Origin of the sequence: Myxococcus sp. AB056 (assembly GCF_006547365.1) — a bacterium.
GTDB classification, from domain to species: domain Bacteria; phylum Myxococcota; class Myxococcia; order Myxococcales; family Myxococcaceae; genus Myxococcus; species Myxococcus virescens.
In genome coordinates this window covers 35,949-60,228 of sequence record NZ_VHLB01000033.1, presented here as the reverse complement: position 1 = coordinate 60,228, position 24,280 = coordinate 35,949, and the positions used below count along the sequence as shown (strand labels likewise).

General features: G+C 69.6%; 18 protein-coding genes. 9 read left to right on the top strand and 9 right to left on the bottom strand.

What is annotated here, in order from left to right:
- Positions 1-10: 10 nt before the first annotated feature.
- Positions 11-1,732 (bottom strand): hypothetical protein, encoded by a 1,722-nt coding sequence (locus tag FMP39_RS16730; protein WP_141591269.1) that lies wholly within the window; start codon positions 1,730-1,732, stop codon positions 11-13.
- Between the two features lie 207 nt (positions 1,733-1,939).
- On the opposite strand from FMP39_RS16730, the gene FMP39_RS16725 reads away from it, so the two are divergent.
- The gene (locus FMP39_RS16725; RefSeq protein WP_141591268.1) at positions 1,940-3,400 is read left to right on the top strand and encodes a serine hydrolase; all 1,461 of its coding nucleotides are present in this window, start codon (positions 1,940-1,942) and stop codon (positions 3,398-3,400) included.
- A 73-nt stretch (positions 3,401-3,473) separates the two neighbouring features.
- Here the strand turns inward: FMP39_RS16725 and FMP39_RS16720 are convergent, their stop codons facing one another.
- Positions 3,474-5,162, bottom strand: a complete 1,689-nt coding sequence (locus FMP39_RS16720) for a glutamine--tRNA ligase/YqeY domain fusion protein (RefSeq protein ID WP_141591267.1) — start codon at positions 5,160-5,162, stop codon at positions 3,474-3,476.
- A 178-nt stretch (positions 5,163-5,340) separates the two neighbouring features.
- Positions 5,341-6,498 carry a glycosyltransferase gene (locus FMP39_RS16715; protein WP_141591265.1) on the bottom strand — a complete coding sequence of 386 codons (1,158 nt, stop codon included), beginning with the start codon at positions 6,496-6,498 and terminating at the stop codon, positions 5,341-5,343.
- 199 nt (positions 6,499-6,697) lie between these two features.
- On the opposite strand from FMP39_RS16715, the gene FMP39_RS16710 reads away from it, so the two are divergent.
- Positions 6,698-7,594 (top strand): alpha/beta hydrolase, encoded by an 897-nt coding sequence (locus FMP39_RS16710; protein WP_141591263.1) that lies wholly within the window; start codon positions 6,698-6,700, stop codon positions 7,592-7,594.
- On the opposite strand, the gene FMP39_RS16705 is transcribed toward FMP39_RS16710, so the two are convergent.
- Entirely contained in the window at positions 7,564-8,313 is a 750-nt protein-coding gene (locus tag FMP39_RS16705) for an arginyltransferase (protein WP_141591261.1), read from the bottom strand. The two genes, FMP39_RS16710 and FMP39_RS16705, sit on opposite strands and share 31 nt — an antisense overlap.
- Positions 8,314-8,510: 197 nt before the next feature.
- Between FMP39_RS16705 and FMP39_RS37440 the strand changes: the two genes are divergently transcribed.
- From FMP39_RS37440 to FMP39_RS16695, 3 genes are all read left to right on the top strand, one after another.
- On the top strand, positions 8,511-8,765 hold the full coding sequence (locus FMP39_RS37440) for a hypothetical protein (RefSeq protein ID WP_141591259.1): 255 nt from the start codon (positions 8,511-8,513) through the stop codon (positions 8,763-8,765).
- A 65-nt stretch (positions 8,766-8,830) separates the two neighbouring features.
- On the top strand, positions 8,831-9,682 hold the full coding sequence (locus FMP39_RS16700) for a glycosyltransferase family 2 protein (protein WP_171443547.1): 852 nt from the start codon (positions 8,831-8,833) through the stop codon (positions 9,680-9,682).
- Positions 9,679-11,121 (top strand): pyridoxal-dependent decarboxylase, encoded by a 1,443-nt coding sequence (locus FMP39_RS16695; protein WP_141591257.1) that lies wholly within the window; start codon positions 9,679-9,681, stop codon positions 11,119-11,121. The genes FMP39_RS16700 and FMP39_RS16695 overlap by 4 nt, the downstream gene beginning before the upstream one ends.
- Here FMP39_RS16695 and FMP39_RS16690 read toward each other — a convergent pair.
- Positions 11,111-12,409: a carbamoyl-phosphate synthase gene (locus tag FMP39_RS16690; RefSeq protein ID WP_141591310.1), complete on the bottom strand. Its 1,299-nt coding sequence runs from the start codon at positions 12,407-12,409 to the stop codon at positions 11,111-11,113. The genes FMP39_RS16695 and FMP39_RS16690 overlap by 11 nt on opposite strands.
- Positions 12,410-12,569: 160 nt before the next feature.
- Positions 12,570-13,388: a methylase gene (locus FMP39_RS16685; RefSeq protein WP_141591255.1), complete on the bottom strand. Its 819-nt coding sequence runs from the start codon at positions 13,386-13,388 to the stop codon at positions 12,570-12,572.
- A gap of 99 nt (positions 13,389-13,487) precedes the next feature.
- Between FMP39_RS16685 and FMP39_RS16680 the strand changes: the two genes are divergently transcribed.
- Positions 13,488-14,468, top strand: coding sequence for a hypothetical protein (locus tag FMP39_RS16680; protein ID WP_141591253.1), 981 nt, complete (start codon positions 13,488-13,490; stop codon positions 14,466-14,468).
- Between the two features lie 20 nt (positions 14,469-14,488).
- Here the strand turns inward: FMP39_RS16680 and FMP39_RS16675 are convergent, their stop codons facing one another.
- Complete coding sequence (locus FMP39_RS16675) at positions 14,489-15,874, bottom strand: MBL fold metallo-hydrolase (protein ID WP_228558050.1); 1,386 nt, start codon at positions 15,872-15,874, stop codon at positions 14,489-14,491.
- Between FMP39_RS16675 and FMP39_RS16670 the strand changes: the two genes are divergently transcribed.
- Positions 15,845-17,662, top strand: a complete 1,818-nt coding sequence (locus tag FMP39_RS16670) for an OPT/YSL family transporter (RefSeq protein ID WP_141591250.1) — start codon at positions 15,845-15,847, stop codon at positions 17,660-17,662. The genes FMP39_RS16675 and FMP39_RS16670 overlap by 30 nt on opposite strands.
- Positions 17,663-17,941: 279 nt before the next feature.
- A complete protein-coding gene (thrS, locus tag FMP39_RS16665; RefSeq protein ID WP_141591248.1) occupies positions 17,942-19,150 on the top strand; it encodes a threonine--tRNA ligase in 1,209 nt (402 codons plus the stop codon).
- A 45-nt stretch (positions 19,151-19,195) separates the two neighbouring features.
- Here the strand turns inward: thrS and FMP39_RS16660 are convergent, their stop codons facing one another.
- Entirely contained in the window at positions 19,196-19,633 is a 438-nt protein-coding gene (locus FMP39_RS16660) for a CBS domain-containing protein (protein WP_228558049.1), read from the bottom strand.
- 189 nt (positions 19,634-19,822) lie between these two features.
- Here FMP39_RS16660 and msrB point away from each other — a divergent pair, with 189 nt between their 5' ends.
- Positions 19,823-20,245 (top strand): peptide-methionine (R)-S-oxide reductase MsrB, encoded by a 423-nt coding sequence (gene msrB / locus FMP39_RS16655; RefSeq protein WP_090489950.1) that lies wholly within the window; start codon positions 19,823-19,825, stop codon positions 20,243-20,245.
- A gap of 72 nt (positions 20,246-20,317) precedes the next feature.
- Here msrB and purL read toward each other — a convergent pair whose 3' ends face one another.
- The gene (gene purL / locus FMP39_RS16650; protein ID WP_141591244.1) at positions 20,318-24,226 is read right to left on the bottom strand and encodes a phosphoribosylformylglycinamidine synthase; all 3,909 of its coding nucleotides are present in this window, start codon (positions 24,224-24,226) and stop codon (positions 20,318-20,320) included.
- Positions 24,227-24,280 lie beyond the last annotated feature (54 nt).

Here is a 24,280-nt window from a genome sequence, read left to right as displayed (position 1 = left end):
GCTCGCGGGCCTACCGGGAGGTGACGTGCAGCGCCGCGGGGAACGGCGTCGGTGTCTTCGTCTGCCCCGCCCCGGTGACGAAGACACCCCGTGGGCCCGGCGCCGCGTCCGCCTGCACGGAGACCAGGATGCGGATGGCCGCCACCGGCCCGGGATAGGTGTTCCCTGGCACCGCGTAGTCCACCGACTTCATGTCCTGCACCTGGACGGTGATGCCGCCCCCGTCGAAGGCCACAGTCGGCAGCGCCGAGATGTCGGGCAGCAGCGCGGTCAGCAACATGGGGACGTTCGTGTCACCGGCCCTCACCGTCGGGGCAATCAGGGTGCTGTTGCTGGCCAGGTTCATGGGCACGCCCATGAAATTGGGCACGTTGGTACCGGCCAGGGCGCTGAACACGCTGGAGTGGAAGAGCTGTAGCGGCTGCGCCAGCTCCGTGGACGGCACGCCCACGCAGTCCTGTACCGGCGCGCGGGATGGCTGCGCCAGCCCCATGCCGGTGATTTGCATGAGGAAGGTCTGCGCCACCTGCCCCGCCCAGCGAATCTTCTGGCCGTTGATGGTGATGTCGGAGACGGTGTAGCGCTTGTTGGGCGGTACCCGGAAGGTGGCGTGCAGGATGTAGTTGCCCGGCATGGGCCTGCCCTCCGGGTCCGTCAGCGACGAGGTGCCTCGGACGATGGTCCAGAACTCCGCCGCGTTCGTCTGGTCCGGCGTCTGGTAGCCAGAGAAGTCTGGCATCTGGATGTAGAGCCCGGGCGGATTGGCCAGGGTGGCCTTGTTCGACGGCCGCTGCGGATTGGGCGGCGCGACGAGCTGATTCACGGACAGCCCGATGTGCGGGTCGCTGTTGCGGGCGGGCTGGCCATACTGCGCGCAGCAGATGAGCGTCTGCGCATGGGAGTTGCCCACGGGACGCGGCACCGTCGCGGCCGACGCGAGCCCGATTTCCGTCTGGAGCGTGTTGGGCGTACTCGTCAGGTGCATGGCGCCACCCTGGCTCGCAGTGGACACCGGCCCGCTGTTCCACCGGTTGAGCGGGTTGTACGCGGGGCGCCCCGTGGACGGGTCCTCCACCGGCCGTCCCGTGGACGGGTCCAACAGATACAGGTCCTCCAGCGCGATCTGCCGCTTGCCCAGGGTGGAGCGATACAGCTCCAGCACCTTGTTCGGGTCCACCGCCCACAGCGTGTTCCAGTACTCCGGATTCTCACACGTGAAGTCGATGCGGAGGATGTTGCCCTGGCTGTCGCGCTCGACGCTCCACTCGCAATATTCGTCCTGCCAGCCCCGGGGGCCGAAGGGGCCGTAGTGGCTCACATCCCCGGTACAGGGATTGGTGATTTGCGGCAGGTCCGAGAATGGCGTTCCATCCTTCGTCCGGCCCGTGTCCGCCAGGGCCAGCAGGTCCTCCTCCGGCAGCACCAGCCCCTTGGCATTCGTCCCACCCTGCCCGCCGAAGTAGAAACCCAGACGGCCGGGGAACGCATTCCATTGGATGGCGGCGTAGCTCCCCTGCGCCGTGTCCGTCTGCGCGGGGTTGAAATACCAGGTATTGTTGGCGGAGTTGGACATGTTCCACGGGTTGCCCGTGATGCCCTGGTCGGTGAAGCCCGTGAGGTTGAAGTTCCATGCCTCGTTGAGCTTCTTTTGTGCTGTCGGGTCCTCGGGGAAATCAATCTGGTTCGCCGGGGCCAGGAAGCGATGCACGCCATCGGGGGAAGGCTTTGCCATATCATGGGCTCCTTTTTCGACAGCCATTGACGCCAACCCTTGTCGTGCATGAATGACTGCCTTTCAAGACACCCCTTCACTTCTCATGAACAAGCGTCCGACAGAAAACCCGACTTCTGGACTAAGGGAAAACCGGGGCGGCCCGCGAGAACAGCTGCAATCACCCGCATCCCCGCACGTACTGCGCGAAATGAAGAGGAGGTCTGAATGAGATGGCTGAGCACGCGCCTCACAGGCGTACTGGTGGCATGGGTGCTGGTGGCACCGCTGGCGGAGGCGGCGAACCGGAAGCAGGAGGTAGACCGGTACATCCATGGGTTCCACCAGAAGGGCATGTTCAACGGAACGGCGCTCGTGGCCACGGAGGGAGGCATCCTTCTCAAGAAGGGCTACGGCTCCGCGAACCTCGAGTGGAAGGTGCCCAACGCGCCAGACACGAAGTTCCGCATCGGCTCCATCACCAAGCCCTTCACGGCGACCGTCATCCTGCAGCTCGTCGCCGAGGGAAAGCTCCAGCTCGATGACCCCATCACGAAGCACCTGCCGGACTACCGGGGCGACACCGGCGGGCGCGTCACCATCACCCACCTGCTGAACCACACCTCCGGCATCCCCAGCTACACGTCAGCCCCCCATTTCCTGGCCGACTCGGTCAACCCCTATGGCGTCGCGGAGTTCGTGAAGAAGTCCTGCAGTGGCGACCTGGAGTTCGAGCCCGGCGCGAAGTACGCGTACAACAACTGCGGCTACTACCTGCTGGGCGCCCTCATCGAGAAGCTCACTGGCCAGACGTATGCGCAGGCCGTGCAGGCGCGCATCTTCGGGCCGCTGGGCATGAAGGACTCCGGCTATGACGTCACGGCCACGGTGCTGCCCAAGCGCGCCAGCGGCTACACGCCCAGGCCGGGCGGGTACGTCAACGCGCCCTACATCGACATGGGCCAGCCCTATGCCGCCGGCTCGCTGTACTCGACGGTGGAGGACCTGTACCGCTGGGACCGGGCCTTCTACGGCGACACGCTGATGCCCGCGGAGCTCAAGCAGAAGATGCTCACTCCGGGCCTTCAGCACTACGGCTTCGGCTGGGTCATTGCCCCCGTGCAGCTGCATGACGGCAAGACGAAGCTTCCAGGCATCTTCCACAGCGGCGGCATCAACGGCTTCTCATCCCTGCTGCTCCGCGTGCCCGAGCGCAAGGAGGTCGTCATCCTCCTCGACAACGCCACCCACGGCGACCTCCAGGAGATCGCGGGCGGCGTGCTGAGCATCCTCCATGGCATCGCCCCCCGGCAGGCCCGGATGCCCATCGGCACCGTGATGCTGGAGTCTCTCGGCAAGGGCTCCGCCGCCGAGGCCATCGCCAACTACCGCGCGCTGAAGAAGACGAAGGAAGCCCAGTACGACTTCAGCGAATCGCAGTTGAACAGGGTGGGCTACCACCTCTTGAGCGGCGGGCGCGTGGCGGATGCCATCGAGGTGTTCAAGCTCAACGTGGAGACGTTCCCCAAGGGGGCCAACTGCTACGACAGCCTCGGCGAGGCCTACGCAGCCCACGGCGACAAGGAACAGGCCATCGCGAACTACCGCAAGTCCCTGGAGCTGGACCCCAAGAACGAGAACGCGGTGAAGATGCTCAAGGCGCTCGAGCAGCCCGCCGCGAAGCGGTAGGCCGCGAGCCTTCCGAAGTAAGCACCGTGCCGGGTGCCGCCAGCGTGGGCGGCACCCGGAAGCACGCCAGGGACTACTTCCCCTTGGCCTGCTCCTTCGTCCAGGAGTCCTTCAGCGTCACCGTGCGGTTGAAGACGGGCTTGCCCGGCTTCGAGTCCTTCGGGTCCACGTAGAAGTACCCGGTGCGCTCGAACTGGTAGCGCGACTCCACGGCGGCATCCACCAGCATCGGCTCGACGCGGGCGTCGCGCAGCGTCTGGAGGCTGGTCGGGTTGAGGAACGTGGTGAAGTCCTTGGAGTCGTCCGCGTCCGGCGCCTCCACGGAGAAGAGCCGGTCATAGAGGCGGACCTCCGCGACGGGCGCGTTGCCGGGCACCCAGTGCAGCGTGCCCTTCACCTTGCGGCCATCCGGCGCGTTGCCGCCGCGCGTGGCCGGGTCATACGAGCAGCGCAACTCCACCACGTTGCCCGCCGCGTCCTTGATGACCTGCTCGCACTTGATGAAGTACGCCGAGCGCAGCCGCACCTCCTTGCCGGGCGCCAGCCGGAAGAACCCCTTCGGCGGGTCCTCCATGAAGTCGTCCGCCTCGATGTACAGCTCACGCATGAAGGGCACCTGGCGCGTCCCCATCTCCGGCTTCTGCGGATGGTTCTGCACCTCCAGCAGCTCCGTCTGCCCCTCCGGGTAGTTCTCCAGCACCACCTTCAGCGGGCGCATCACCGCCATGGCGCGCGGGGCCGTCTCGTTGAGGTCCTCGCGGATGCACAGCTCCAACAGGCTCATGTCGATGAGCTGCTGCGCCTTGCCCACGCCCACGCGCGTGGCGAAGTCCCGGATGGACGCCGGCGTGAAGCCACGGCGGCGCAGGCCGGTAATCGTCATCATCCGGGGGTCATCCCACCCGGCCACGAAGCCCTCCGTCACCAGCTTGAGCAGCTTGCGCTTGCTCATCACCGTGTAGTTGAGGTTCAGCCGGTTGAACTCGTACTGGTACGGCCGGTCCCCGCTGACGAGGCTGTCGACAATCCAGTCGTACAGCACGCGCCGGTTCTCGAACTCCAGCGTGCAGATGGAGTGGGTGATGCCCTCAATCGCGTCCGACAGGCAGTGCGCGAAGTCGTAGAGCGGGTAGATGGGCCACGCGTCGCCGGTGCGGTGATGGTGCGCGTGACGGATGCGGTAGATGGGCGGGTCGCGCAGCACGGGGTTGGGCGACGCCATGTCGATCTTCGCCCGCAGGGTGTGCTGGCCGTCGGAGAACTCGCCCGCGCGCATGCGGTGGAACATGTCCAGGTTCTCCTCCACGGAGCGCTCGCGGTACGGGCTGTTGCGCCCCGGCGTGGTGAAGTCGCCGCGGTACTCGCGAATCTCCTCCGGGGACAGGCTGCACACGTACGCCTTGCCCTGCTTGATGAGCTGCACGGCGAAGTCGTAGAGCTTCGGGAAGTAGTCGGACGCGAAGAACTTCCGGTCCTCCCACTCGAAGCCCAGCCACTTCACGTCACGCTGGATGGCCTCGACGTAGTCGGTGTCCTCGGTGACGGGGTTGGTGTCGTCGAAGCGCAGGTTGCACTTGCCCCCGTATTGCTGCGCCAGCCCGAAGTTGAGGCAGATGGACTTGGCGTGGCCGATGTGGAGGTAGCCGTTGGGCTCAGGCGGGAAGCGGGTATGCACGCGGCCCGCGTACTTTCCCGTCCGCTGGTCTTCCTCGATGATTTCCTGGAGGAAGTTCAGGCCCTGCGTTTCGTTCGTCGTCGTCATGATGGGGGCGAATCCTCGTGAAGCAGCCGGGGGCCGGCAAGGGATTCCTGCTTCGGGTGCCGCCCGGCCGGGCCTCCGGGACGAAGGTGGACGTCCCGAAGCCGTGCAGGGGAACCCCCGAGAGGGCTCATTTCATCCCCCCGTCCGGAAGGCGGGGGACCGGGCCCCTCTCTCTCTGTCAGAGCGACGAGAGCAGGGACTCCCAGGCCTTGAGGGCGCGGTCGGCGGACAGCTCCTCGGAGCGGCGCCGGGCCTTGGCGGACAGGTCGGCCCGGTGCACGTCGTCCTGGACGATTCGCGCCAGGGCGTCCGCCAGCGCCTGGGGCTGCTCCATGGGCACCAGGACGCCGTGCTTGCCGTGCTCCAGCACCTCCGCGGGGCCGGAGGGGCAGTCGGTACTGACCACGGGGCAGCCCAGGGCCAGCGCCTCCAGCAGCACCATGGGCAGCCCCTCGAAGCGCGAGGACAGGGCGAAGGCCGCCGCCCGCCGCATCAGCGCATGGGGGTTGGGCGCGAAGCCCGGTAGGAAGACGGAGTCCTCCACGCCCAGGGACTTCACCAGCGCCTTCAGCTCCGCCTCCAGCGAGCCTTCCCCCAGGATGAGCAGGTGCTGGTCCACCCCGGCCTGGCGCATCAGCGCGTGGCTCCGGATGAGCACGTCGAAGGCCTTCTGGTGCTCCAGCCGGCCCACGGCGATGACCACGGGCTTGCGGAAGATGGGCTCCGCCCAGGCGGGCAGCGGGTGCTCACCGGCGGCGCGCACCCGGTCGCCGTCCACGAAGTTGGGGATGACGTGGAGCTGCTCGGGCCGCACCGGCACCAGGTCCCGGAAGGCCTTCGCGGAGTCGTGGCCGCACGCGACGATGCGGCTCATGCGGGGGTAGAGCCACCGCAGCCCCCAGAGCTGCCGCCGGGGCTGCTCCAGGTGGAAGGCGCCCCAGTCGAAGTGAATCATGCCCACCACGGGCTTGCGCAGCAGCCGCCCCGCCAGGCACGCCAGCAGCGCCGCCCGGCCCTCCTGCCCCGCCACGATGACGTCCACGTCGCGCGCCTCGCGCACCAGCCGCCAGAAGAAGCGCGGCAGCATGTCCCGCCGGTACTCGAAGGCGTCGGTGCCCCACACCACCTCGGTGCGCTGCGGAATCCGGTCGCTCTGACTCTTCGGATGGGGCCGGTGGTGGAAGAACATCTTCGTGTCGAACCGGCCGGGGTCCAGCCCCGTCAGCACGTTGCACACGGACCGTTCGATGCCGCCCGAGCCCAGGAACACCAGCGTGAACAGCACCCGCTTCCGAGCGGCTACTGGAGGCGCCTCGCCCTGTGTCGTTACGAGCATCACCCGCACTCTCACGTGCTTCGAGACACCGCGGTCCAGGACCTTCGGAGTGACAGGACTCCCCCCGGCTCCAACCTGACCCACCCGCGGTGTAACCAACTTGCATTCGCTCCGCCACCCCCCCGGCTCAGCTAGGGTTCGCTTTATTCCAAGCCAATCCCAGATATCCGTGAAAACACGCACTCGATTCCGCTGTCTCATGGCGCTGGCGCCCCTCTGCGTGCTGCTCGCCGCGGCGGGATATCTCGTGGTGAACGGTCATCGCATTGGCCAGGGCCTGCTGCATCCGCCGCCCATTCCGGTGACTCGTCCCCCGGCAGAGCCGGCGTTGTCGCCACTGGAGGACGTGGCCTTCACCACGTCCGACGGGGTGCCGCTCCAGGGTTGGTACGTGCCCTCCCGCAACCGCGCCGCGGTGGTGCTGGTACACGGCTTCGCGGACAACCGCGCGCAGCTGCTCTTCGAGGCCCGGACGCTCGCGGGCGCGGGCTACGGTGTGTTGCTCTTTGACCTACGCGCGCACGGCGAGAGCGGCGGCGACACGGTGACGTGGGGAGACCGGGAGCGGCGCGACGTGACGGCGGCGCTGGATTTCGTCTCACGGCGCCCGGACGTGGACCCGGGACGGTTGGGCCTCTTCGGCTTCTCCATGGGCGGCACCACGTCGCTCCTGGTCGCCAGCGAGGACGCGCGGGTGAAGGCGGTGGCCGCCGCGGGGGCCTATCCCGCGCTGGAGGCGGACATCTACGCGGGCTATGGCCGCTGGGGTGCGATGAGCGCGGAGCCGGTGCTGTGGGCCCTGCGCCGCGCGGGCGTGACGGTGGACGCGGTGCGCCCCATTGACGGGATGTGCCGGCTGGGCGGCAGGCCGCTGCTGCTGGTCAACGGCGACGTGGACCCGGACGCGCCCGCGAAGCTCCAGGCCAGCCTCTTCCAGGCCGCGTGCGAACCCAAGTCACTCTGGGTCGTCCAGGGGGCGGGCCATGGCCAGTACGCGCGCGTGGCGCCGGAGGAATACGCGCGCCGGCTGCTCCAGCACTTCGGCGCGGCGCTCCAGGCCCTGCCTCAAGCCTCCTCGGGCGGCGCCACCCAGTGAGGCGCCGCGTCCAGCGCGGGCCGCTCCTCCAGCAGTTCGTGCGGGCGGAAGGCGCCCTTGTAGCGCAGGGACGCGCACGCCAGCACGCGGTAGCCCAGGTAGACGTGGGGGATGCCCCGCGCCTTCGCCAGCTCCACCTGGTGCAGCACGTTGGCCGTGCCCAGCGACAGGTGCGCGTAGGCGGGGTCGTAGAAGAAATACACGGCGCTCCAGGCGCGCGGCGTCTCGTCGCAGATGCCCACGCCCACCAGCCTGGACCCGCCCTCCGCGCCGTCGTCGTACCACGCCACCTCGCGCGCGGACGGGTGCGGATAGGAGAACTGGAGCGAGTACTCGCGCGCGGTGATGGGTGACGGCTCCCATTCGCGCTTGGTCTCGCGCTCCGAATGCCACTGGAGATACAGCGCCAGCCGCGCGTCATCCACACGCGGCGGCCCCACCTCCACGCGCAGGTGCGCGCACGCGGCACGCGCGCGGCGCTGGCTGCGGTTGGGCCGGAAGCCCTCCACGGGGATGCGCAATGACACGCAGGCATTGCAGCCCACGCAGGCCGGCCGGAAGTACACCAGGCCGAAGCGGCGCCAGCCTCGCACCAGCAGGTGCTCGTACTCCTCCGGCGTGACGTCCTCCAGCACGAGGTTTTCGAGCGAGGCCTCCCGCTCCGGCAGGTAGCTGCAGGCCCGGGGCTTCTCGACTTCGTGTGCCAGGAGGAACGCCATGTGTGGCCTGTTCCTGTCGCGACCGTCGTCCGGCGTCAAGTCTGACCCGGTGCCCCGAAGCCACCACTTCCGGGCGAGCCCCCGCTTCTCAGAGGGAAAACGTCGTCCGCGGCACGCCCATCTGCCCAGCCGGCAGGCTGGCATGACGTCTGCACAACCAACGGCCAGCCTCGCGGAGTCGAGGCAGGAGGATGACCATGGCCCGCCACCGCACACAGCCTTCGCTGAACCGCCTGTCGCATTGGGATTTCGGTCGAGCGGACAGGCAGGTCCGTGCGGCCACTGGCAGCCATGACTGGGTGGTGGTGAGCACCACCTCCCCCTCGCGTCCGAGTGGGAACCGCCAGAATTCGGACATTCCTGTCCTACTTGCGGCGGTCCGGGCACAGGTCGAGTGCGACCCAGAAGCGGAGCATGGAGTGGATTTCGACCTGGAGTTCGCGAGCTACTGATGTGACGGGGTGGCGCGCGGGTGCGCGGCTTCTCAGGCGTGGCCGCCAACGCGTATAAGTCCGCTATGTCCGTCATTGACGTCTCGGTGGTGATGCCCACCCACAAGCGGGAGAAGGAAGTGGTGGAGGCCATCCGCTCGGTCCTCCGCCAGGAAGGGGTGAACGTCGAGGTCCTCGTCCTGGACGACACGCCCGAGGGCACGGCGCGCGAGGCGGTGGAAGGGCTGAAGGACGAGCGGGTCCGCTACCTGGTGAACGACCCACCGTCGAAGGGCCGCCCGGCCGTGGTGCGCAACCACGGCGCCACGCTGGCCCGCGGGCGCTACCTGCACTTTCTGGATGACGACGACATGCTCGCCGAGGGCGCGCTGCACGCCATGGTGAGCGCGCTGGACGCGCGGCCGGACGCGGGCGTGGCGGTGGGCTGGGTGGTGCCCTTCGGCGACGACGCGGACTGGCTCAAGGACAAGAGCGAGTACTTCGAGTGGGCCGCCCAGGTGGGCGCCAGCACGCCCAACAGCGCGTGGACGGTGGCCCACATCCTCTTCCGAGGCACGCTGTATGTGAACTCCGCGTGCATGGTGCGCCGCGAGCACTTCGCCCCGCTGGGCGGCTTCGACGCCACCATCCCCGTCTACGAGGACGTGGACTTCTACCTGCGCGGCATCCGCGCGTTCGGCCACGTCTACGTCAACCGGCCCATCCTGCACTACCGCACTGGCCGGCCGTCGCTGATGCACAACCTGGGCAAGGACGGCACGCTGGTGGTGCAGTCCAACGAGATGATTCACGGCAAGTACCGCAAGACGAACGGCATGCTGGAGTACCGCCTCATGCAGGCCGCCCTGCGGGTGCTGCCCTTTGAGGTGGCCCGCCGTCTGCCGCTGCGCCTGCGCAACCAGGGCCGCGCATCATGAGCCTCAAGAGCCGGCTTCTCGGGACGGCCAGGCGCCAGGTGAAGCAGACGCTGCGCCCGGTGCTCCAGCGTGCCATGGCCCCCGCGCGCAACCACATTCCCGCCTCGCACTGGGGCCTGCGGGACGTGCCCGGCCAGGGCCTGAGCCTGGAGGGTGTCCCGCTGGCGCAACTGGTGGAGCGCTGGGGCTCGCCGCTGCACGTGGTGCACATGGCGGCGCTGCGCCGCAACGCGGAGCGCTTCCTCGCGGTGCCGCCGGGGCGCACGGGCGGCTGTGAAGTCTATTACTCGTACAAGACGAACCCGGTGCCCGGCGTGCTGTCCTTCCTGCACGGCATGGGCGTGGGCGCGGAGGTCATCTCCGCCTACGAGATGTGGCTGGCGCTGAAGCTGGGCGTGCCCCCGGAGCGCATCGTCTACAACGGCCCGGTGAAGTCGGAGGCCTCCGTGCGCGAGGCCATCTCCCGGGGCATCCAGTTGCTGGCCGCCAACCACGCGGAGGAGATTGCCGTCTTCGCCCGGCTGGCCGCGGAGCTGGACCGCCGCCCGCGCGTCGCCGTGCGGGTGACGACGAACAGCGGCTGGTCCGCGCAGTTCGGCACGCCCATCGCGGGAGGCGCCGCGCTGAGGGCCTACCAGCAGGCGCGCGGCTCGAAGCACCTGAACGTGGTGGGCCTGCACGCGCACCGTGGAGAAACCATCCGCACGGAGGGCGACTTCACGGCCTTCGTGGAGTCGGTGCTCGATTTCACGGACACGCTGCACCAGGAGCTGGGACTGGACTTGGAGGTGCTCGATTTGGGCGGCAGCCTCAACACGCCCACCGTCGAGCACATCGCCGAGCGCGACTGGCGCCTCAACCTCACCTTCTTCCGCGACGTGCCCGCGCCCGACCCGGCGGCGTCGCTGTCCATCGACCGCTACGTGGCGCTGGCGGTGGAGATGGTGGAGACGCACTACGCGCGGCGCGGCCGTCAGCGTCCCCGCATCTTCCTGGAGCCGGGCCGCTCCATGACGGGCGACACGCAGCTCTTGCTGGGCCGCGTGCACGCGCTCAAGGCGGGGGAAGACAGGACGTGGGCGGTGCTGGACGCCGGCATCAACCATGCCGAGTGCGTGCGCAACGAGTACCACCAGCTCTTCCACGTGAACCGGCCGGACGCGCCGGCCGACAAGGTCTACACGGTGGTGGGCCCCATCTGCACGCCGGGCGACACGCTCTACCACGCGAAGCGGCTGCCCGACCTGCGCGTGGGAGATACGCTGGCCATCATGGACGCGGGCGCCTACTTCGTGCCCTTCGCCACGTCCTTCTCCTATCCCCAGCCGGCCATCATCGCGCTGGAGGACGGGAAGGAGCGGCTGCTGCGGCGCGCGGAGACGTTCGATGACCTGGTGACGTTCGACGCGCTGGACAGCCGCGCCGCGCTCACCGGTTGAGCACCATCATCCGGATGAAGGCCCGGGGGTGACGCGCGGAGCCGTAGAGAATCTGCGCCACCTCCACCGCGGTGGGCATCAGGTCATCCGAGTCGATGAGCGGGTCCACCGCCACGTCCCGGTGTGACGCCAGCCAGCTCCGCCACTGGCGGGCCTCGTCCTCCGGCAGCGCACCGGACAGCCGCTGGAGGTTGAGCAGCATCTCCAGCGCGATGCGGTTGCAGAACACCTCGCCGTTGCCGCGCCAGTCACGCGCGGCCTGCAGCTCGCGGCGCAGGGCGTCCCGGTCCCCCAGCGCGGCGTGGTAGGCCAAGAGCGGCAGCGGCAGGCCCCGGGCGATGTCGAAGCCCATCTGCCCGTAGTAGCGGGGGTTGAAGTCGATGAGGAGGAAGTCGTCCTTCGTCTGGATGAACTCCACCTCGAAGACGCCGTGGTAGCCCAGGCGCTTGCACAGACGCTGGAGCCCCGCGGCCAGCTCCTCGCGCACCGGGGCGGATTCGAAGCACACGCCCACGCCCAGCCGCCGCGGACGCTGAAGCACCTTCATGGCGCCGCGCACCTCGAACAGCTCGCCCGTCTCGTCCACGAAGCCGGAGAGGCTGTAGATGCCCTCCGCCGCCTCCGGGTGGAACTCCTGCACCATGGGGCGCGACACCGCGGGGTCGAAGCGCACCAGCATGGGCGCGTACCCGTCTCGCGAGAAGGCGCGGTACTCCTCCGCGAGCTGCTCGGGCGCCTGCACCGGCTGCCCCTTGCGGTGGGTGGAGTAGAGAATCTGCGTGGTGGGCTTGATGAGGACCGGGAAGCGCGCCTCGCGGGACACCACGTTCAGGTCCGCTTCCGATTCGGGGAACCAGGTGCGCGGCAGCTTCAGGCCCACCGCCTGGCCCACCTCGAAGAGCTTGCGCTTGTTGAGCAGGCCGTAGACGGCGTCGACGCCCGGGTCGTAGAGGTGGAAGTACTCCGACAGCGCCTCGCGGTGGACGGACACCAGCCACGCCAGCTCATCGCTCGTCGGATAGAGCACGTGCCGCATCGGCTCGCGGCGGCCCAGGTCCATCAGCCACTCGATGAAGGCCTCGGCCTGGGACTCCGGAGGGCACTGCACGCGTCGGCCCACGAAGCGTGACCAGCTCGCGGGCCCCAGCTTGCCGGGGTCCGCCACCGTGACGTCAATGCCATTGCGTCCGAAGCAACGCGCGGCCGCGAGCGTGCCGTAGAAGCCCGCGGAGAAGAGCAGCACGGACGGACGGCCCTCCATTCGAACCTGGGGTGCCTGCTCCAACATGACGGTGTCGTTCTCCCGCTGCGTTCCCGGCACGCCTCACGCGAAGGAGAGGAGGTGCCGTTTCAAGTCCTGGTCGCGCGAAGGATAACCGCACGCCACCCCACTTGGCTTCCCTCGGCTGCGCCCTCTCCTTCTCTGAGAAAGATGCGGCCCCCAGTCGTCAAAAACAGACGCCCCCTTTGGGCCTCCAAACAACGTAACCCTGGGACAAGAGCCACGGGTCGGTCGCCACTCCCTCCATGCGTGCGGAGAGCCCCAGCGCGGCTTCGCGAAACGCATCGGGTGGGTGCGTATGGCCCAGGGTCCGCGCCTGCTGCCAGGCGGCGCTCCATGCGGAGAAGAAGTCATGGATGGGCTCACCCGGACGTACCCGGCGGCGCAAGTCCCGGGGCAGCCAGTCCCGGAAGAGCATGGGCGCGAAGCCCAGGCTGAAGTCGGTGTGGAACAGGAGCGCTTCGCGCAGCGGCAGCTCCACGCCCTCCCCAACGCCGCGGCGCAGCAGGTGCGCGGCCATCACCGCGCCCGTCGCGTCCGCGCTCCCCTCCACCAGCAGGCCCGACGGCAGCAGGTAGCGGGTCAGGGTGCGGTGCACCTCGGGGACACGCTCGGGGGGACCCTGGCGGAGCAGGTTCATGGCCCGCACCAGCCGGGCGGGCTCGTCGGGACGCAGGGGCAGCGCGAAGCCGCCCTCGCGGAAGGACGTGCGGGCATCCGCGTCCGCCTGCGCCGCCCGCGCGCGCTCCGCGTCCAGCTCCACGCCCACCACGACGAGCTCCGGGTTGAGCGCGCGAAAGGCATGGGCACTCTCCAGCGTCGTCCACGGGTGCTCGCCGAACCCCACGTCGACGAAGACCGCGTGTGCCCAGGGCCCGTCACGGCGTTCGAGCAACGGGCGTTCGAAGCGGCACAGGAACGCGTCCAGCGCGCGCAGGCGCCCGCGCGACGTCCGTCCCCGTGTCTTCGTGTCCAGCGGTGGCATGGTGCGCTCTTGGGTGAGTCTGACGTGGCCGTCAAGCCCCCCCCGCCCCATCCCCCCTGATTTTCGCCGGATGCGGCGGCCTCCTAGAGTGGGACTATCGTGGAAGCCTCGTCCCCCCAGGCCTGCCCCCGTTGCCAGTCACCTCGCGCCGCCGGGCCGGAGTGCCCCCGCTGCGGCATCATCTACGCCAAGGCGGAGGCCCGGGCGGCGCGGCAGCGCGAGGAAGCCCCCTCAGGGGCGCCCGAGGAACCACCGCCGCTCGTTGACCCCGCATGGCTGGCGACGCCCGACCTGCGCCCGGACGTGCTGCCACCGGAGACACCCGCCTGGGACGGCGACGCCGAGGAGGCCGCGTTCGAGCACCGCCTGCGCACCTGGGCCATCCCCGTGGCACTCGTCGTGTCCTACGTGGCGCTGAACGGCAACTTCAGCGGCTTCGCGGCCCGGCTCATCACCATGCCGTTCCATGAACTGGGCCACGCCATGACGGCCTGGTTCTGCGGCCGGTCCGCGTTCCCCACGCTGTGGAAGACGGCCATCTTTGGCCGCTCCTATGTCCTCGCGCTGATGCTCGCCGCGGCGCTGGGCGCGTGGGCGTGGTGGGGGTGGAGGCGCCGCCAATGGCTGTGGGTGGCCTGCGGCGCGAGCCTGCTGGCGCTTCAAGCCGTGGGCACGCTGCTGCTGTCGCCGCAGACGGTGGACATGCTCATCACCTTCAACGGCGATGGCGGGATGATGGTGCTGGGCACGGTGATGATGCTGACGATCTACGCCCCCGCGGGCAGCTACCTCCACAAGCAGGCCCTGCGCTGGGGCTTCCTGGGGCTCGGTGCGCTGTCGCTCGTGGACGGCCTCCTCACGTGGTGGAGGTCGAAGAAGGACTTCAACGCCATCCCCTTCGGAAGGATGGAAGGCGTGGGCCTGAGCGACGCCAGCAAGCTGGTGGGGATGCCCCACAACTGGGGCGAGCACCAGCTCATCGGCAGGTACCTGACGGTGGCCACCGTGTGCTTCGCGGTGGTCGCCGGGGTGTACGTGGTGCAGTTCGTGCGAGGCCGGGCCCGGCTCGCCGCGCGCTGAGTCCCCGCGCGGCGGACGCGTCACGCCGCGTCGCCGAAGGGCCACACGAAGCCAGGGTGGCGCACCACCTCCGGCGTCCTCGCGCCCTTCCAGCGCAGCGACTCTCCCGGCCGCAGCACCAGGGGCCTGGGAACGTCCTTCATCTTCCGCCGGACCTCGGCGAGCCGCTCCGGATAGGGGTCCGCGTCCGGGTTCTCATCCAGGTGACTGGCGCCGCTCACGGGCTCGCCGGGGTAGCCTGCGTAGCGAGGCCCCATGCCCTCGCGCCAGTACCAGGGCGCCCCGCCATCCGCGCAGGGCACCACGTAGCGCGCGCCCAGCAAGGCGCCATAGCGCAGCGCCTCCTCTGGCCCGGCCATGAGCCGCTGCGGCGCCTTCAGCATGGCGCGGGGGACGTTGACCAGGAACGCCTCCAGCGTGGTGAAGCCAAAGAAGATGGGCGCCAGCCGGAAGCCGCGGACGCCGCAGAAGAGCACGTCCACCGGCGCCTCGCGGCGCACGCGCCGGCACACCGCCGCCATGTCTCCGCGCACGTCGTGCCCCGAGTCCGCGAAGAACGCCGCGGAGAAGCCGGGCGCCCGCACCAGCCACGCGTTCCCCTCATTGAAGAGGTCCGGGTACGGGCCTTCTCCATCCGTGGGCTGCTCGCCGTAGAACGGCAGCGCGCGCACGGTGACGTCGCCCACCTGCCGGGACTCGCCCCAGCGCAAGGGCTCCACGCGCGTGAAGCCCAACTGCGCCAGCCGAAGGGCACAGTCCGTGGAGAAGAGACTCTCACGCGCCACCGCCGGCACGAAGATGCGCGTATCGCGAGGCAACTGGAGCAATGAGCCCAGGTGGAAGTGGTCCCCATGTGAGTGGGTGATGACCACCGCGTCCACGCGCCCCACGTCGCGGGGCTGCATCGGCGGATAGCCCGGCGCGTCCACCGCGCCCTCGGGCCGGAAGTACGGGTCCACCAGCACGCGTCCCTCGCGGCCCGCGACCAGCACCGTGTTGTGCCCCACGAAGAGCGCGCCGGGCGAGGGCACCTCCACGGGCGCTTCATGGCGCACGAGCCAGCCCGCCTGCCCCAGGTCCGCCACCAACTCCGCCAGCACGGGCAGCGCCGCGAAGGCCCGAAGCTCCGCGCGCGTGGCGCCGCGCGCGAGCGCCGCGAAGAAGTCCGCCACGGCGGGCCACTCGGACGCACGCACGGGTACATCCAGGCCCAGTTCCTCCTGGCGAAGGTGCAGCACGCGCGGCCGGTGTCGCGTGGCCACCGGGAACAACACGTCGGGACGCAACACGCGTCGGCCCATGCGCCGCTGCTTGCCCACGCACAGCGCGGCATAGCGCGGGGTGTCTTCCAGCCAACGCACCAGCGCCTCCGCATCATGCAGCGCGCCCTCGCGGAGCCCTCCCATCGTCGCTTCCACTGGCTGCCCCCCGTGGGGACGTGGAAGTACCACCTGCTGCTGAGCGCCGTGGCCCTGTTCATCCTGGGGCCCCTGGGCGGCATCGCCGCCTCGTACATGAACTTCAGCGTGGGCTTCTTCGTCGGCGGCCAGGTGCTGGCCGGCATCCTCGGCAGCGCCGTCACCTACGGGTACGGCGCGGAGGGCAAGCACGGCGCCAACTACATGCAGACGATGGCCGCGTCAGTGGCCTCGCTGTGCGCCATGTCCGTGCTCATCCAGTCCATGGTGTGGCTGGGCATGGAGATGCCCGCGGCCTGGCAGCTCATGCTCTTCGTCGGCTGCGTGGGCATGTTCGCCGTGGGCGTGGGCATGCTCTACACGCCCCTGCTCGTGGACAAGCTCCAGCTCGACTATCCGTCCGGGCTGGCGGTGGCCAACATCCTGCGCGCCCTCACGGACAAGCGCCTGCTCAAGGCGTCCATCTCCAAGCTGGGCGGCGGCACCCTGCTGGGCGCCCTGGCTGCGTGGATGACGGAGAAGGTGGCCTTCGTCGCCTCCATCGGCACCAGCGCGGCGACGCTGGGCGCGGGCATGATTGTCGGAAGCCGCATCACCGTCCCCGCCATCGTGATGGCCGTCATCGGCGCGGTGCTGGTGCCCACCCTCCGAGAGATAGGCTGGCTCGGCCCTCAGGACCCGTTCCGTAAAATCGGCTTCGTCATCGGCCTGGGGATGATTTGCGGCGCGGCCGTGGTGGACCTGTCGCTGCTGGCGGTCCAGGCGGCGAAGCGCATCCGCGAACGGGCCTCGGCGAAAGACGAAGAGGCGGAGGAGTCCTGGAAGAAGGTCAACATCCCCCGGCTGCTGGCCTGGGTGGTTGTCTGGGGCGGCGCGACGCTGGTGGTAGGCACGCAGGTGCTGAATCAGCCCGTCGGCTGGCTCCTCTTCGGCATGCTGCTCGCCCTGCTGTTCGTGCTCATCAACGGCATCTCGTTTGGAATCACCGACCAGAACCCCATCTCCAGCGCCTTCGTCATCTCCGTGCTGATGATGTCCATGATGGGCCTGCGCGTCCCGCTGGTGGGCATGATGGCCGCCACCATCCTGCTCATCTCCACCTCGGTGGGCTGCGACATGCAGCAGGACCGCTCCACCGGCTGGCGCCTGGGCACCAACCGCGTCACCCAGTTCCGCTATCAGGTGCTGGGCGTCATCATGGGCGCGCTGCTGTGCGTGGGTCTGGCGCGCGTATTCATGACCGCCTACCCGGCGCTCACCATCAACCAGCTCGACAACCCCAACGCCGAGGTGGGCCAGTGGGGCTCCGCGATGACGTACAAGCTGGTGGGCGCCATCCGCGACCTCGGCTCGCTGTCGCAGGCCGTCGTGAATGCCCTGCTCCTCGGACTGGCCATCGGCTTCATCTACGAACTGCTGCGCAAGGTGGTGCGAGGCAACGCGCGCTACCAGCGGTACGTGAAGGGCTCCCGCCAGGGCTTCGCCGTCGGCTGGACGGTGGACGCCATCCTGCTGCCCAGCCCCTACGCGTCGTCGTTCGGCGGCTTCGTGGCGTTCCCGGTGTCGCTGTGGTTCGGCGCGGGCGGCATCGTGACGTCCGTCTGGAACACGTTCTCCAAGCGTGGAGCGCCCGCGGTGAGTGGCAGCCCGGGTGAAGGCGAGGCCCTTCCGGAGGACATGAGCACCATGTCCCTCATGGGCGGTGGCCTCATCGCCGGTGAGTCGCTGTTCTTCCTCATCGCCGGCCTCATCGGGCTCGCGTCGCTGTTGGCGTAGCAACACCTGCACGGGCCCTCCCAATGGCGCAGGGTCCGTGCAGGGGGGCGAGTTGACAATTCTCCGCGCCCCTCGCATCTTCTTCGCCGTGAGCTTCGTCATCACCACCACGACCACCGGCACCACGACTCGCTTCGGCGGGCGTGGAACCGTGCGCGTCACGTGGTGAGCTGACGAACGCACGGTTCCCTGCCCCGCCTTCTCCGGCCGGGGCAACCGTGCGCTCGCTCAGCGCTCCGACCGGATGGCGTTTCACCCTTCCGAATCGGAGACGAAGCAATGCTCGACGAACACGACCACCGCGCGCTGGGCCAACGCCTGGACCTCTTCCACCTGCAGGAAGAGGCACCCGGCATGGTGTTCTGGCACCCGCGCGGGCTGGTGCTGTACCGGCTGCTGGAGGAGCACGTCCGCCAGCGCATGCGCCGCGAGGGCTACCAGGAAGTCCGCACCCCACAGCTCTACGCGCAGCCCTTGTGGGAGCGCAGCGGCCACTGGGACAACTTCCGGGAGAACATGTTCCTGGTGGAGGACGGCGCGCGGCACCTGGGCGTGAAGCCAGTGAGCTGCCCCGGCCACATCGAACTGGTGCAGCGCATGGCGCCCAGCTACCGCGACCTGCCGCTGCGCCTGGGCGAGTTCGGCCTGGTGCACCGCGCGGAGCCCGGCGGCGCGCTCCATGGCCTGTTCCGCCTGCGGCAGTTCACCCAGGATGACGGCCACATCTTCTGCGCCGAGCCGCAGGTGGTGCCGGAGGTCGTCCGCTTCGCCCGCTCGCTGAAGGACTTCTACGCGGGCTTCGGCTTTGACGACGTCCAGGTGGCCTTCTCCGGCCGGCCCGCGTCGCGCGCGGGGCGCGATGAGCTTTGGGACAAGGCCGAGTCCTGGCTCCTCCTCGCGGCGAAGGAAGCGGGGCTCCAGTGCCAGATGCAGCCGGGCGAGGGGGCCTTCTACGGGCCCAAGCTGGAGTTCGTTCTGAAGGACCGGCTGGGGCGTGCGTGGCAGTGCGGAACCATCCAACTGGACCTCGTGCTGCCGGAGCGCTTCGACCTCCACTACGTCGACGCCTCCGGGGCCCGCGTCCGTCCGGTGATGCTTCACCGCGCGCTGCTCGGCAGCCTGGAGCGCTTCATCGGCGTCATGTTGGAACACCACGGCGGCGCGCTGCCGCCCTGGCTGGCGCCGCAGCAGGTGGTGGTGGCCGCCGTGGGTGAAGGCGCGGCCGACTACGCCGAGCGCTTCGCCGCGAAGCTCCAGGAGGCGGGCTGCCGCGCCAGCGTGGACCGGCGGGGTGAATCCCTGTCCCGCAAGGTCCTGGATGCCCACGCGGCGGGCGTCCCGTGGCTGGTGGTGGCGGGCGCACGCGAGGTGGCCGCGGGCAACGTCCGCCTGCGGCAGCGGGACGGCGCGCAGCGGGACGTCCCGTGGGAGGACGCCGCGGCGGAGCTCGTCGCGTCGTGCCGGCCGGCCCCGGACGCCAGAGGGTGACACCAGGGCGCGAGCGGTGAACCGCACCGCTCGCGCCCCGTCGCTTCAGACCTGCTGGAGCCGCTCCAGCACCTCGCCCGCGTGCAGGACTTCCTCTGGCACCGTGGCCAGGTCGTCCAGGCTCAAGAGCCCCACCGGCCGCCGCTCACCGTCCACCACCACGAGGCGACGCACCATCTTCTCCTCCATCACCTTTTCCGCCACGTCGAGCGTCGCGTCCACGTCGCAGGTGATGACCGTGGCCGTCATCACCTCGCGCACGGGCGTGGTGTTCGGGTCCTGCCCCAGCGCCGCGGACCGCACCGCGATGTCCCGGTCCGTCAGCATGCCCACCAACTGCCCACCCTCCAGCACTGGCAGGGAGCCGATGTTGCACGTGCGCATCCTCAGCGCCGCGGCCCGGATGGGCTCGCCCGCTTCGATGGTCTCCAGGTTCTTGGTCATCAGCTCGCCAATCCGCATTGCACGCTCCTCACTTGGCATGACGCCCCTCCCCACTCCCGTTGAACCCCGACGCCCCGCCGTCGCCTCCCGGATTGCGCCTGGCCCTGGAGCGAGGAGCCGGACGAGCTCCCTCACACCTTGCTGCCCACCAGGCGCGACGCTGGGGCAGGATGCGCATCTGATGTGCGCGTGGGCCCCGGTCCGGGCCCGGACAAGGAGCAGGAAGGCATGGTCGACAAGCTCACCCTCAGCGACGACGAATGGCGCAAGCGCTTGAGCCCCCAGGAGTATGAAGTCCTCCGCCGCCAGGGCACCGAGCGGCCTGGCTCCGGGTGCTTCCTGGGCACGAAGACGCCCGGCACCTACGTGTGCGCAGGCTGCGGCAATCCCCTGTTCAAGGCGGGAACGAAGTTCGAGTCCGGCACGGGCTGGCCGTCCTTCACGCAGCCGGTGGCACCCGACGCGGTGGCGGAAATCCAGGACGTCTCGCACGGCATGATTCGCACCGAGGTCCGCTGCGCACGCTGCGACGGGCACCTGGGCCACGTCTTCCCCGACGGCCCCCCGCCCACCGGCCTGCGCTACTGCATGAACTCGGTGTCCATGAAGCATGTCCCCGAAGGCCAGCCGCTGGAGCTGGTCAAGGCATAGCCTCCTCACGGAACGGGTGAGCGGGCCGGATGCTGTCCCGGCCCTGCTTTTCGCTCGGCGGACCCGCGGCGCTCAGCCCAGCCAGACGCGGGCGTTGCGGAACATGCGCATCCAGGGGCCGTCGTCGCCCCACTCGCGAGGCCGCCACGAGTGCTGCACGGAGCGGTGCACGCGCTCCGGGTGCGGCATGGTGATGGTGAAGCGCCCATCCCGCGTCGTCAGACCGGCGATGCCGTGGGGCGAGCCGTTCGGATTGGCGGGATACGACTCCGCCACGCGCCCGTGGTTGTCCACCCAGCGCGTCGTCACCAGCCCCAGCCCGTTGACGCGGGCGGCGTCCTCCGCGCTGGGGAACTCCGCGCGGCCCTCGCCGTGCGAGGTGACGATGAGCATCCGGCTGCCTTCCATGCCCTGGTAGAAGAGCGACGGCGTCTTCGACACCTCCACCAGCGACAGCCGCGCCTCGTACTGCTCGGAGGCATTGCGCACGAAGCGGGGGAAGTGCTCCGCGCCCGGGATGATGTCCTTGAGCTGCGACATCATCTGGCAGCCGTTGCACACGCCCAGGCCGAAGCTGTCCGGCCGCGCGAAGAAGGCGGCGAAGGCGTCCCGCGCGCGAGGGTTGAAGAGGATGGACTTCGCCCACCCGCCGCCCGCGCCCAGCACGTCGCCGTAGGAGAAGCCGCCGCACGCCAACACGCCCTTGAAGCCTTCGAGCGACACCCGCCCCGACAGGATGTCACTCATGTGGACATCCACCGCGGCGAAGCCCGCCCGCGTGAAGGCCGCGGCCATCTCCTGCTGGCTGTTGACGCCCTGCTCGCGCAGCACGGCCACCCGAGGACGGGCCCCCTTCGCGATGAAGGGCGCGGCCACGTCCTGGGCCGGATCGAAGGTCAGCTTCGGCGACAGGCCCGGGTCCGCTGCGTCAGTCCTCGCGGCGGACTCCTGGTCCGCACAGGTGGGATTGTCGCGCAGCTTCTGCATCTCGTAGCTGACGCGGGACCACGTGCGGCGCAGGGCCAACGTGTCCTCCGCCAACAATGTGTCGCCGCCGTGGCGCACCCGCACCTGCAACGCCGTCACCGGGCGGCCCAGCTCGTGGACATCCCGTGACAGGCCGTGCTGCGCCAGCACCTCGCGCACGCGCGCCACATCCGAGGCGCGCACCTGCACCACCGCGCCCAGCTCCTCGTTGAAGAGGGCCGCCGCCACGTCACCGCCCAGCGGCGCCAGGTCCACATCCAGTCCGCAGCGACCCGCGAAGGCCATCTCGCACAGCGTGGCCCACAGACCGCCGTCGGAACGGTCGTGGTACGCCAACAGCGAGCCGCTTTCGCTGAGCGCCTGCACCGCGGTGAAGAAGCCCCGCAGTAGCGCCGGGTCCTCTACGTCCGGGCTCTCCGGCCCCACCTGCCCGTTGACGTGCGCCACCACGGAGCCGCCCAGCCGCTGCTTCCCGCGCGCCAGGTCGATGAAGAGCAGCCGCGTGTCGTCCGCCACGTCCACCAACTGCGGCGTCAGGGACTTGCGCACGTCCAGCACCGGCGCGAACGCGGAGATGATGAGCGACACCGGCGACGTCACGGCCTTGCGGGCACCGCCCTCCTCCCAGACGGTGCGCATGGACATGGAGTCCTTGCCCACCGGGATGGTGATGCCCAGCGCGGGGCACAGCTCCATGCCCACCGCATGGACGGCGGCGTAGAGGCTGGCGTCCTCGCCCGGGCTGCCCGCCGCGGCCATCCAGTTGGCGGACAGCTTCACGTCGGACAGCTTGCCGATGCGGGCCGCGGCGATGTTGGTGAGCGCCTCGCCCACCGCCATTCGCGCCGAGGCCGCCGCGTCGATGAGGGCCAGCGGCGTGCGCTCACCCATGGCCATGGCCTCGCCCGTGGTGCTCGTCACGGTGGACAGCGTCACCGCGCAGTCCGCCACCGGCACCTGCCAGGGGCCCACCATCTGGTCCCGGCTGCTGAGCCCGGACACGGTGCGGTCGCCAATGGTGATGAGGAAGCTCTTGTCCGCCACCGTGGGGTGGCTCAACACGCGCTCCGCCAGCACCGCCAGCGAGCCATCCAGCTTCAGCGGCTCGAACGACACCCGGCGCGACGTCACGTCACGGTGCATACGCGGCGGCTTGCCGAACAGCACGTCCATGGGCAGGTCGATGGGCGCGTTGCCGAACTGCGTGTCCCCCAGCTTCAGGGTCTGCTCGGCGGTGGCGTCACCCAGCACGGAGAAGGGCGCGCGCTCCCGCTCACACAGGGCGGCGAAGCGGGCCAGGTCCTCCGGCGCCACGCCCAGCACGTAGCGCTCCTGCGCCTCGTTGCACCAGATCTCCACCGGCGACATGCCCGGCTCTGCGTTGGGCACCGCGCGCAGCTCCAGGCGTCCACCCAGGTCGTTGTCGTGGGCCAGCTCCGGCACCGCGTTGGACAGACCGCCGGCGCCCACGTCGTGGATGGAGCGGATGGGGTTCTTGTCGCCCAGCGCCCAGCAGCTGTCGATGACCTCCTGGCAGCGCCGCTCCATCTCCGCGTTGTCCCGCTGCACGGAGGCGAAGTCGAGGTCCGCCGCGCTCGCGCCCTGCGCCATGGAGGACGCCGCGCCACCGCCCAGGCCGATGAGCATCGCGGGCCCACCCAGGACGATGAGCTTGTCACCCGGCTGCAGGCGCCCCTTCTGCACGTGCGACGCGCGGATGTTGCCCAGGCCACCGGCAATCATGATGGGCTTGTGGTAGCCGCGCACCTCCACGCCACCGGGCGTGGGGACCTGCACCTCGTAGCTGCGGAAGTAGCCCGTGAGGTTCGGCCGGCCGAACTCGTTGTTGAAGGCCGCGCCGCCCAGGGGGCCGTCCACCATGATGTCCAGCGCGGAGACGATGCGGTCCGGCTTGCCGTAGGGCTGCTCCCAGGGCTGCTCGAAGCCCGGGATGCGCAGGTGGCTCACGCTGAAGCCGGTGAGGCCCGCCTTGGGCCGGGCGCCACGGCCGGTGGCCCCCTCATCGCGAATCTCGCCGCCCGCGCCGGTGGCGGCGCCCGGGTACGGGGAGATGGCCGTCGGGTGGTTGTGCGTCTCCACCTTGATCATGATGTGGGCCGGCTCGCGCACGGAGCCCCACTCACCGGATTCAGGGGACGGGAAGAAGCGGTCCACCTCGAAGCCTTCGATGACGGCCGCGTTGTCCTTGTACGCGCCGAGCACGCCTTCCTTGTGCTGGACGTAGGTGTTCTTGATGGCCTGGAATAGCGAGCGCTCCTGCGGCTTGCCGTCGATGGTCCAGCTCGCGTTGAAGATCTTGTGCCGGCAGTGCTCGCTGTTGGCCTGCGCGAACATCATCAACTCGACGTCGGTGGGGTTGCGCTTCAGCTCGGTGAAGCGCGCCACCAGGTAGTCCATCTCGTCGTCGGCCAGGGCCAGGCCCAGCTCGCGGTTGGCGGTCGCCAATGCCGCGCGGCCTCCGCCCAGCACGTCCACCGTCGTGAAGGGCCGGGGCGTGTGCCCGGCGAACAGGATGGCCGCGTCTTCGAGACGCCCCACCACCGCCTGCGTCATCCGGTCATGCAGCACCGGCGTCAGGCGCTCCAGCCCCGCGTCCTGCAACGCCTGCCCGTCGGGGCCCGCGATGAAGAAGGCAGTGCCGCGCTCCATGCGCCGCACCCGCTCGCCCAGGCCGCAGTTGTGGGCGATGTCCGTGGCCTTGGACGACCAGGGGGAGATGGTGCCCGGCCGAGGCAGCACGAGCAGCAGGCTGCCGGTGCGCGCGCCCGTGGCCACGCGGGGCCCGTAGTCGAGCAGGCGGCCCAGGGTGGCCAGGTCCGCCTCGGAGAGGGGCGCCGGAGCGTCGATGAGGTGCACGAACTCCGCATAGACGGATGAAACGGAGGGCACCCGCTCACGGCACTGGGCCAGGAGCTTGGCGAGCCTGAAGTCAGAAAGGGCCGGAGCCCCACGCAGGGTGTGCATGCTGGACATGGGTCGAGATCGTGGCTCTGGGTAACAGCGGGACCGTCCTTATCACCGTGTGTC

Bases quoted from the DNA above. Each gene is read 5' to 3' on its own strand.
- FMP39_RS16730 (WP_141591269.1), bottom strand. From the start codon at position 1,732: ATGGCAAAGCCTTCCCCCGATGGCGTGCATCGCTTCCTGGCCCCGGCG.
- FMP39_RS16725 (WP_141591268.1), top strand. From the start codon at position 1,940: ATGAGATGGCTGAGCACGCGCCTCACAGGCGTACTGGTGGCATGGGTG.
- FMP39_RS16720 (WP_141591267.1), bottom strand. From the start codon at position 5,162: ATGACGACGACGAACGAAACGCAGGGCCTGAACTTCCTCCAGGAAATC.
- FMP39_RS16715 (WP_141591265.1), bottom strand. From the start codon at position 6,498: ATGCTCGTAACGACACAGGGCGAGGCGCCTCCAGTAGCCGCTCGGAAG.
- FMP39_RS16710 (WP_141591263.1), top strand. From the start codon at position 6,698: ATGGCGCTGGCGCCCCTCTGCGTGCTGCTCGCCGCGGCGGGATATCTC.
- FMP39_RS16705 (WP_141591261.1), bottom strand. From the start codon at position 8,313: ATGGCGTTCCTCCTGGCACACGAAGTCGAGAAGCCCCGGGCCTGCAGC.
- FMP39_RS37440 (WP_141591259.1), top strand. From the start codon at position 8,511: ATGGCCCGCCACCGCACACAGCCTTCGCTGAACCGCCTGTCGCATTGG.
- FMP39_RS16700 (WP_171443547.1), top strand. From the start codon at position 8,831: ATGTCCGTCATTGACGTCTCGGTGGTGATGCCCACCCACAAGCGGGAG.
- FMP39_RS16695 (WP_141591257.1), top strand. From the start codon at position 9,679: ATGAGCCTCAAGAGCCGGCTTCTCGGGACGGCCAGGCGCCAGGTGAAG.
- FMP39_RS16690 (WP_141591310.1), bottom strand. From the start codon at position 12,409: ATGTTGGAGCAGGCACCCCAGGTTCGAATGGAGGGCCGTCCGTCCGTG.
- FMP39_RS16685 (WP_141591255.1), bottom strand. From the start codon at position 13,388: ATGCCACCGCTGGACACGAAGACACGGGGACGGACGTCGCGCGGGCGC.
- FMP39_RS16670 (WP_141591250.1), top strand. From the start codon at position 15,845: ATGCAGCGCGCCCTCGCGGAGCCCTCCCATCGTCGCTTCCACTGGCTG.
- FMP39_RS16675 (WP_228558050.1), bottom strand. From the start codon at position 15,874: ATGGGAGGGCTCCGCGAGGGCGCGCTGCATGATGCGGAGGCGCTGGTG.
- thrS (WP_141591248.1), top strand. From the start codon at position 17,942: ATGCTCGACGAACACGACCACCGCGCGCTGGGCCAACGCCTGGACCTC.
- FMP39_RS16660 (WP_228558049.1), bottom strand. From the start codon at position 19,633: ATGCCAAGTGAGGAGCGTGCAATGCGGATTGGCGAGCTGATGACCAAG.
- msrB (WP_090489950.1), top strand. From the start codon at position 19,823: ATGGTCGACAAGCTCACCCTCAGCGACGACGAATGGCGCAAGCGCTTG.
- purL (WP_141591244.1), bottom strand. From the start codon at position 24,226: ATGTCCAGCATGCACACCCTGCGTGGGGCTCCGGCCCTTTCTGACTTC.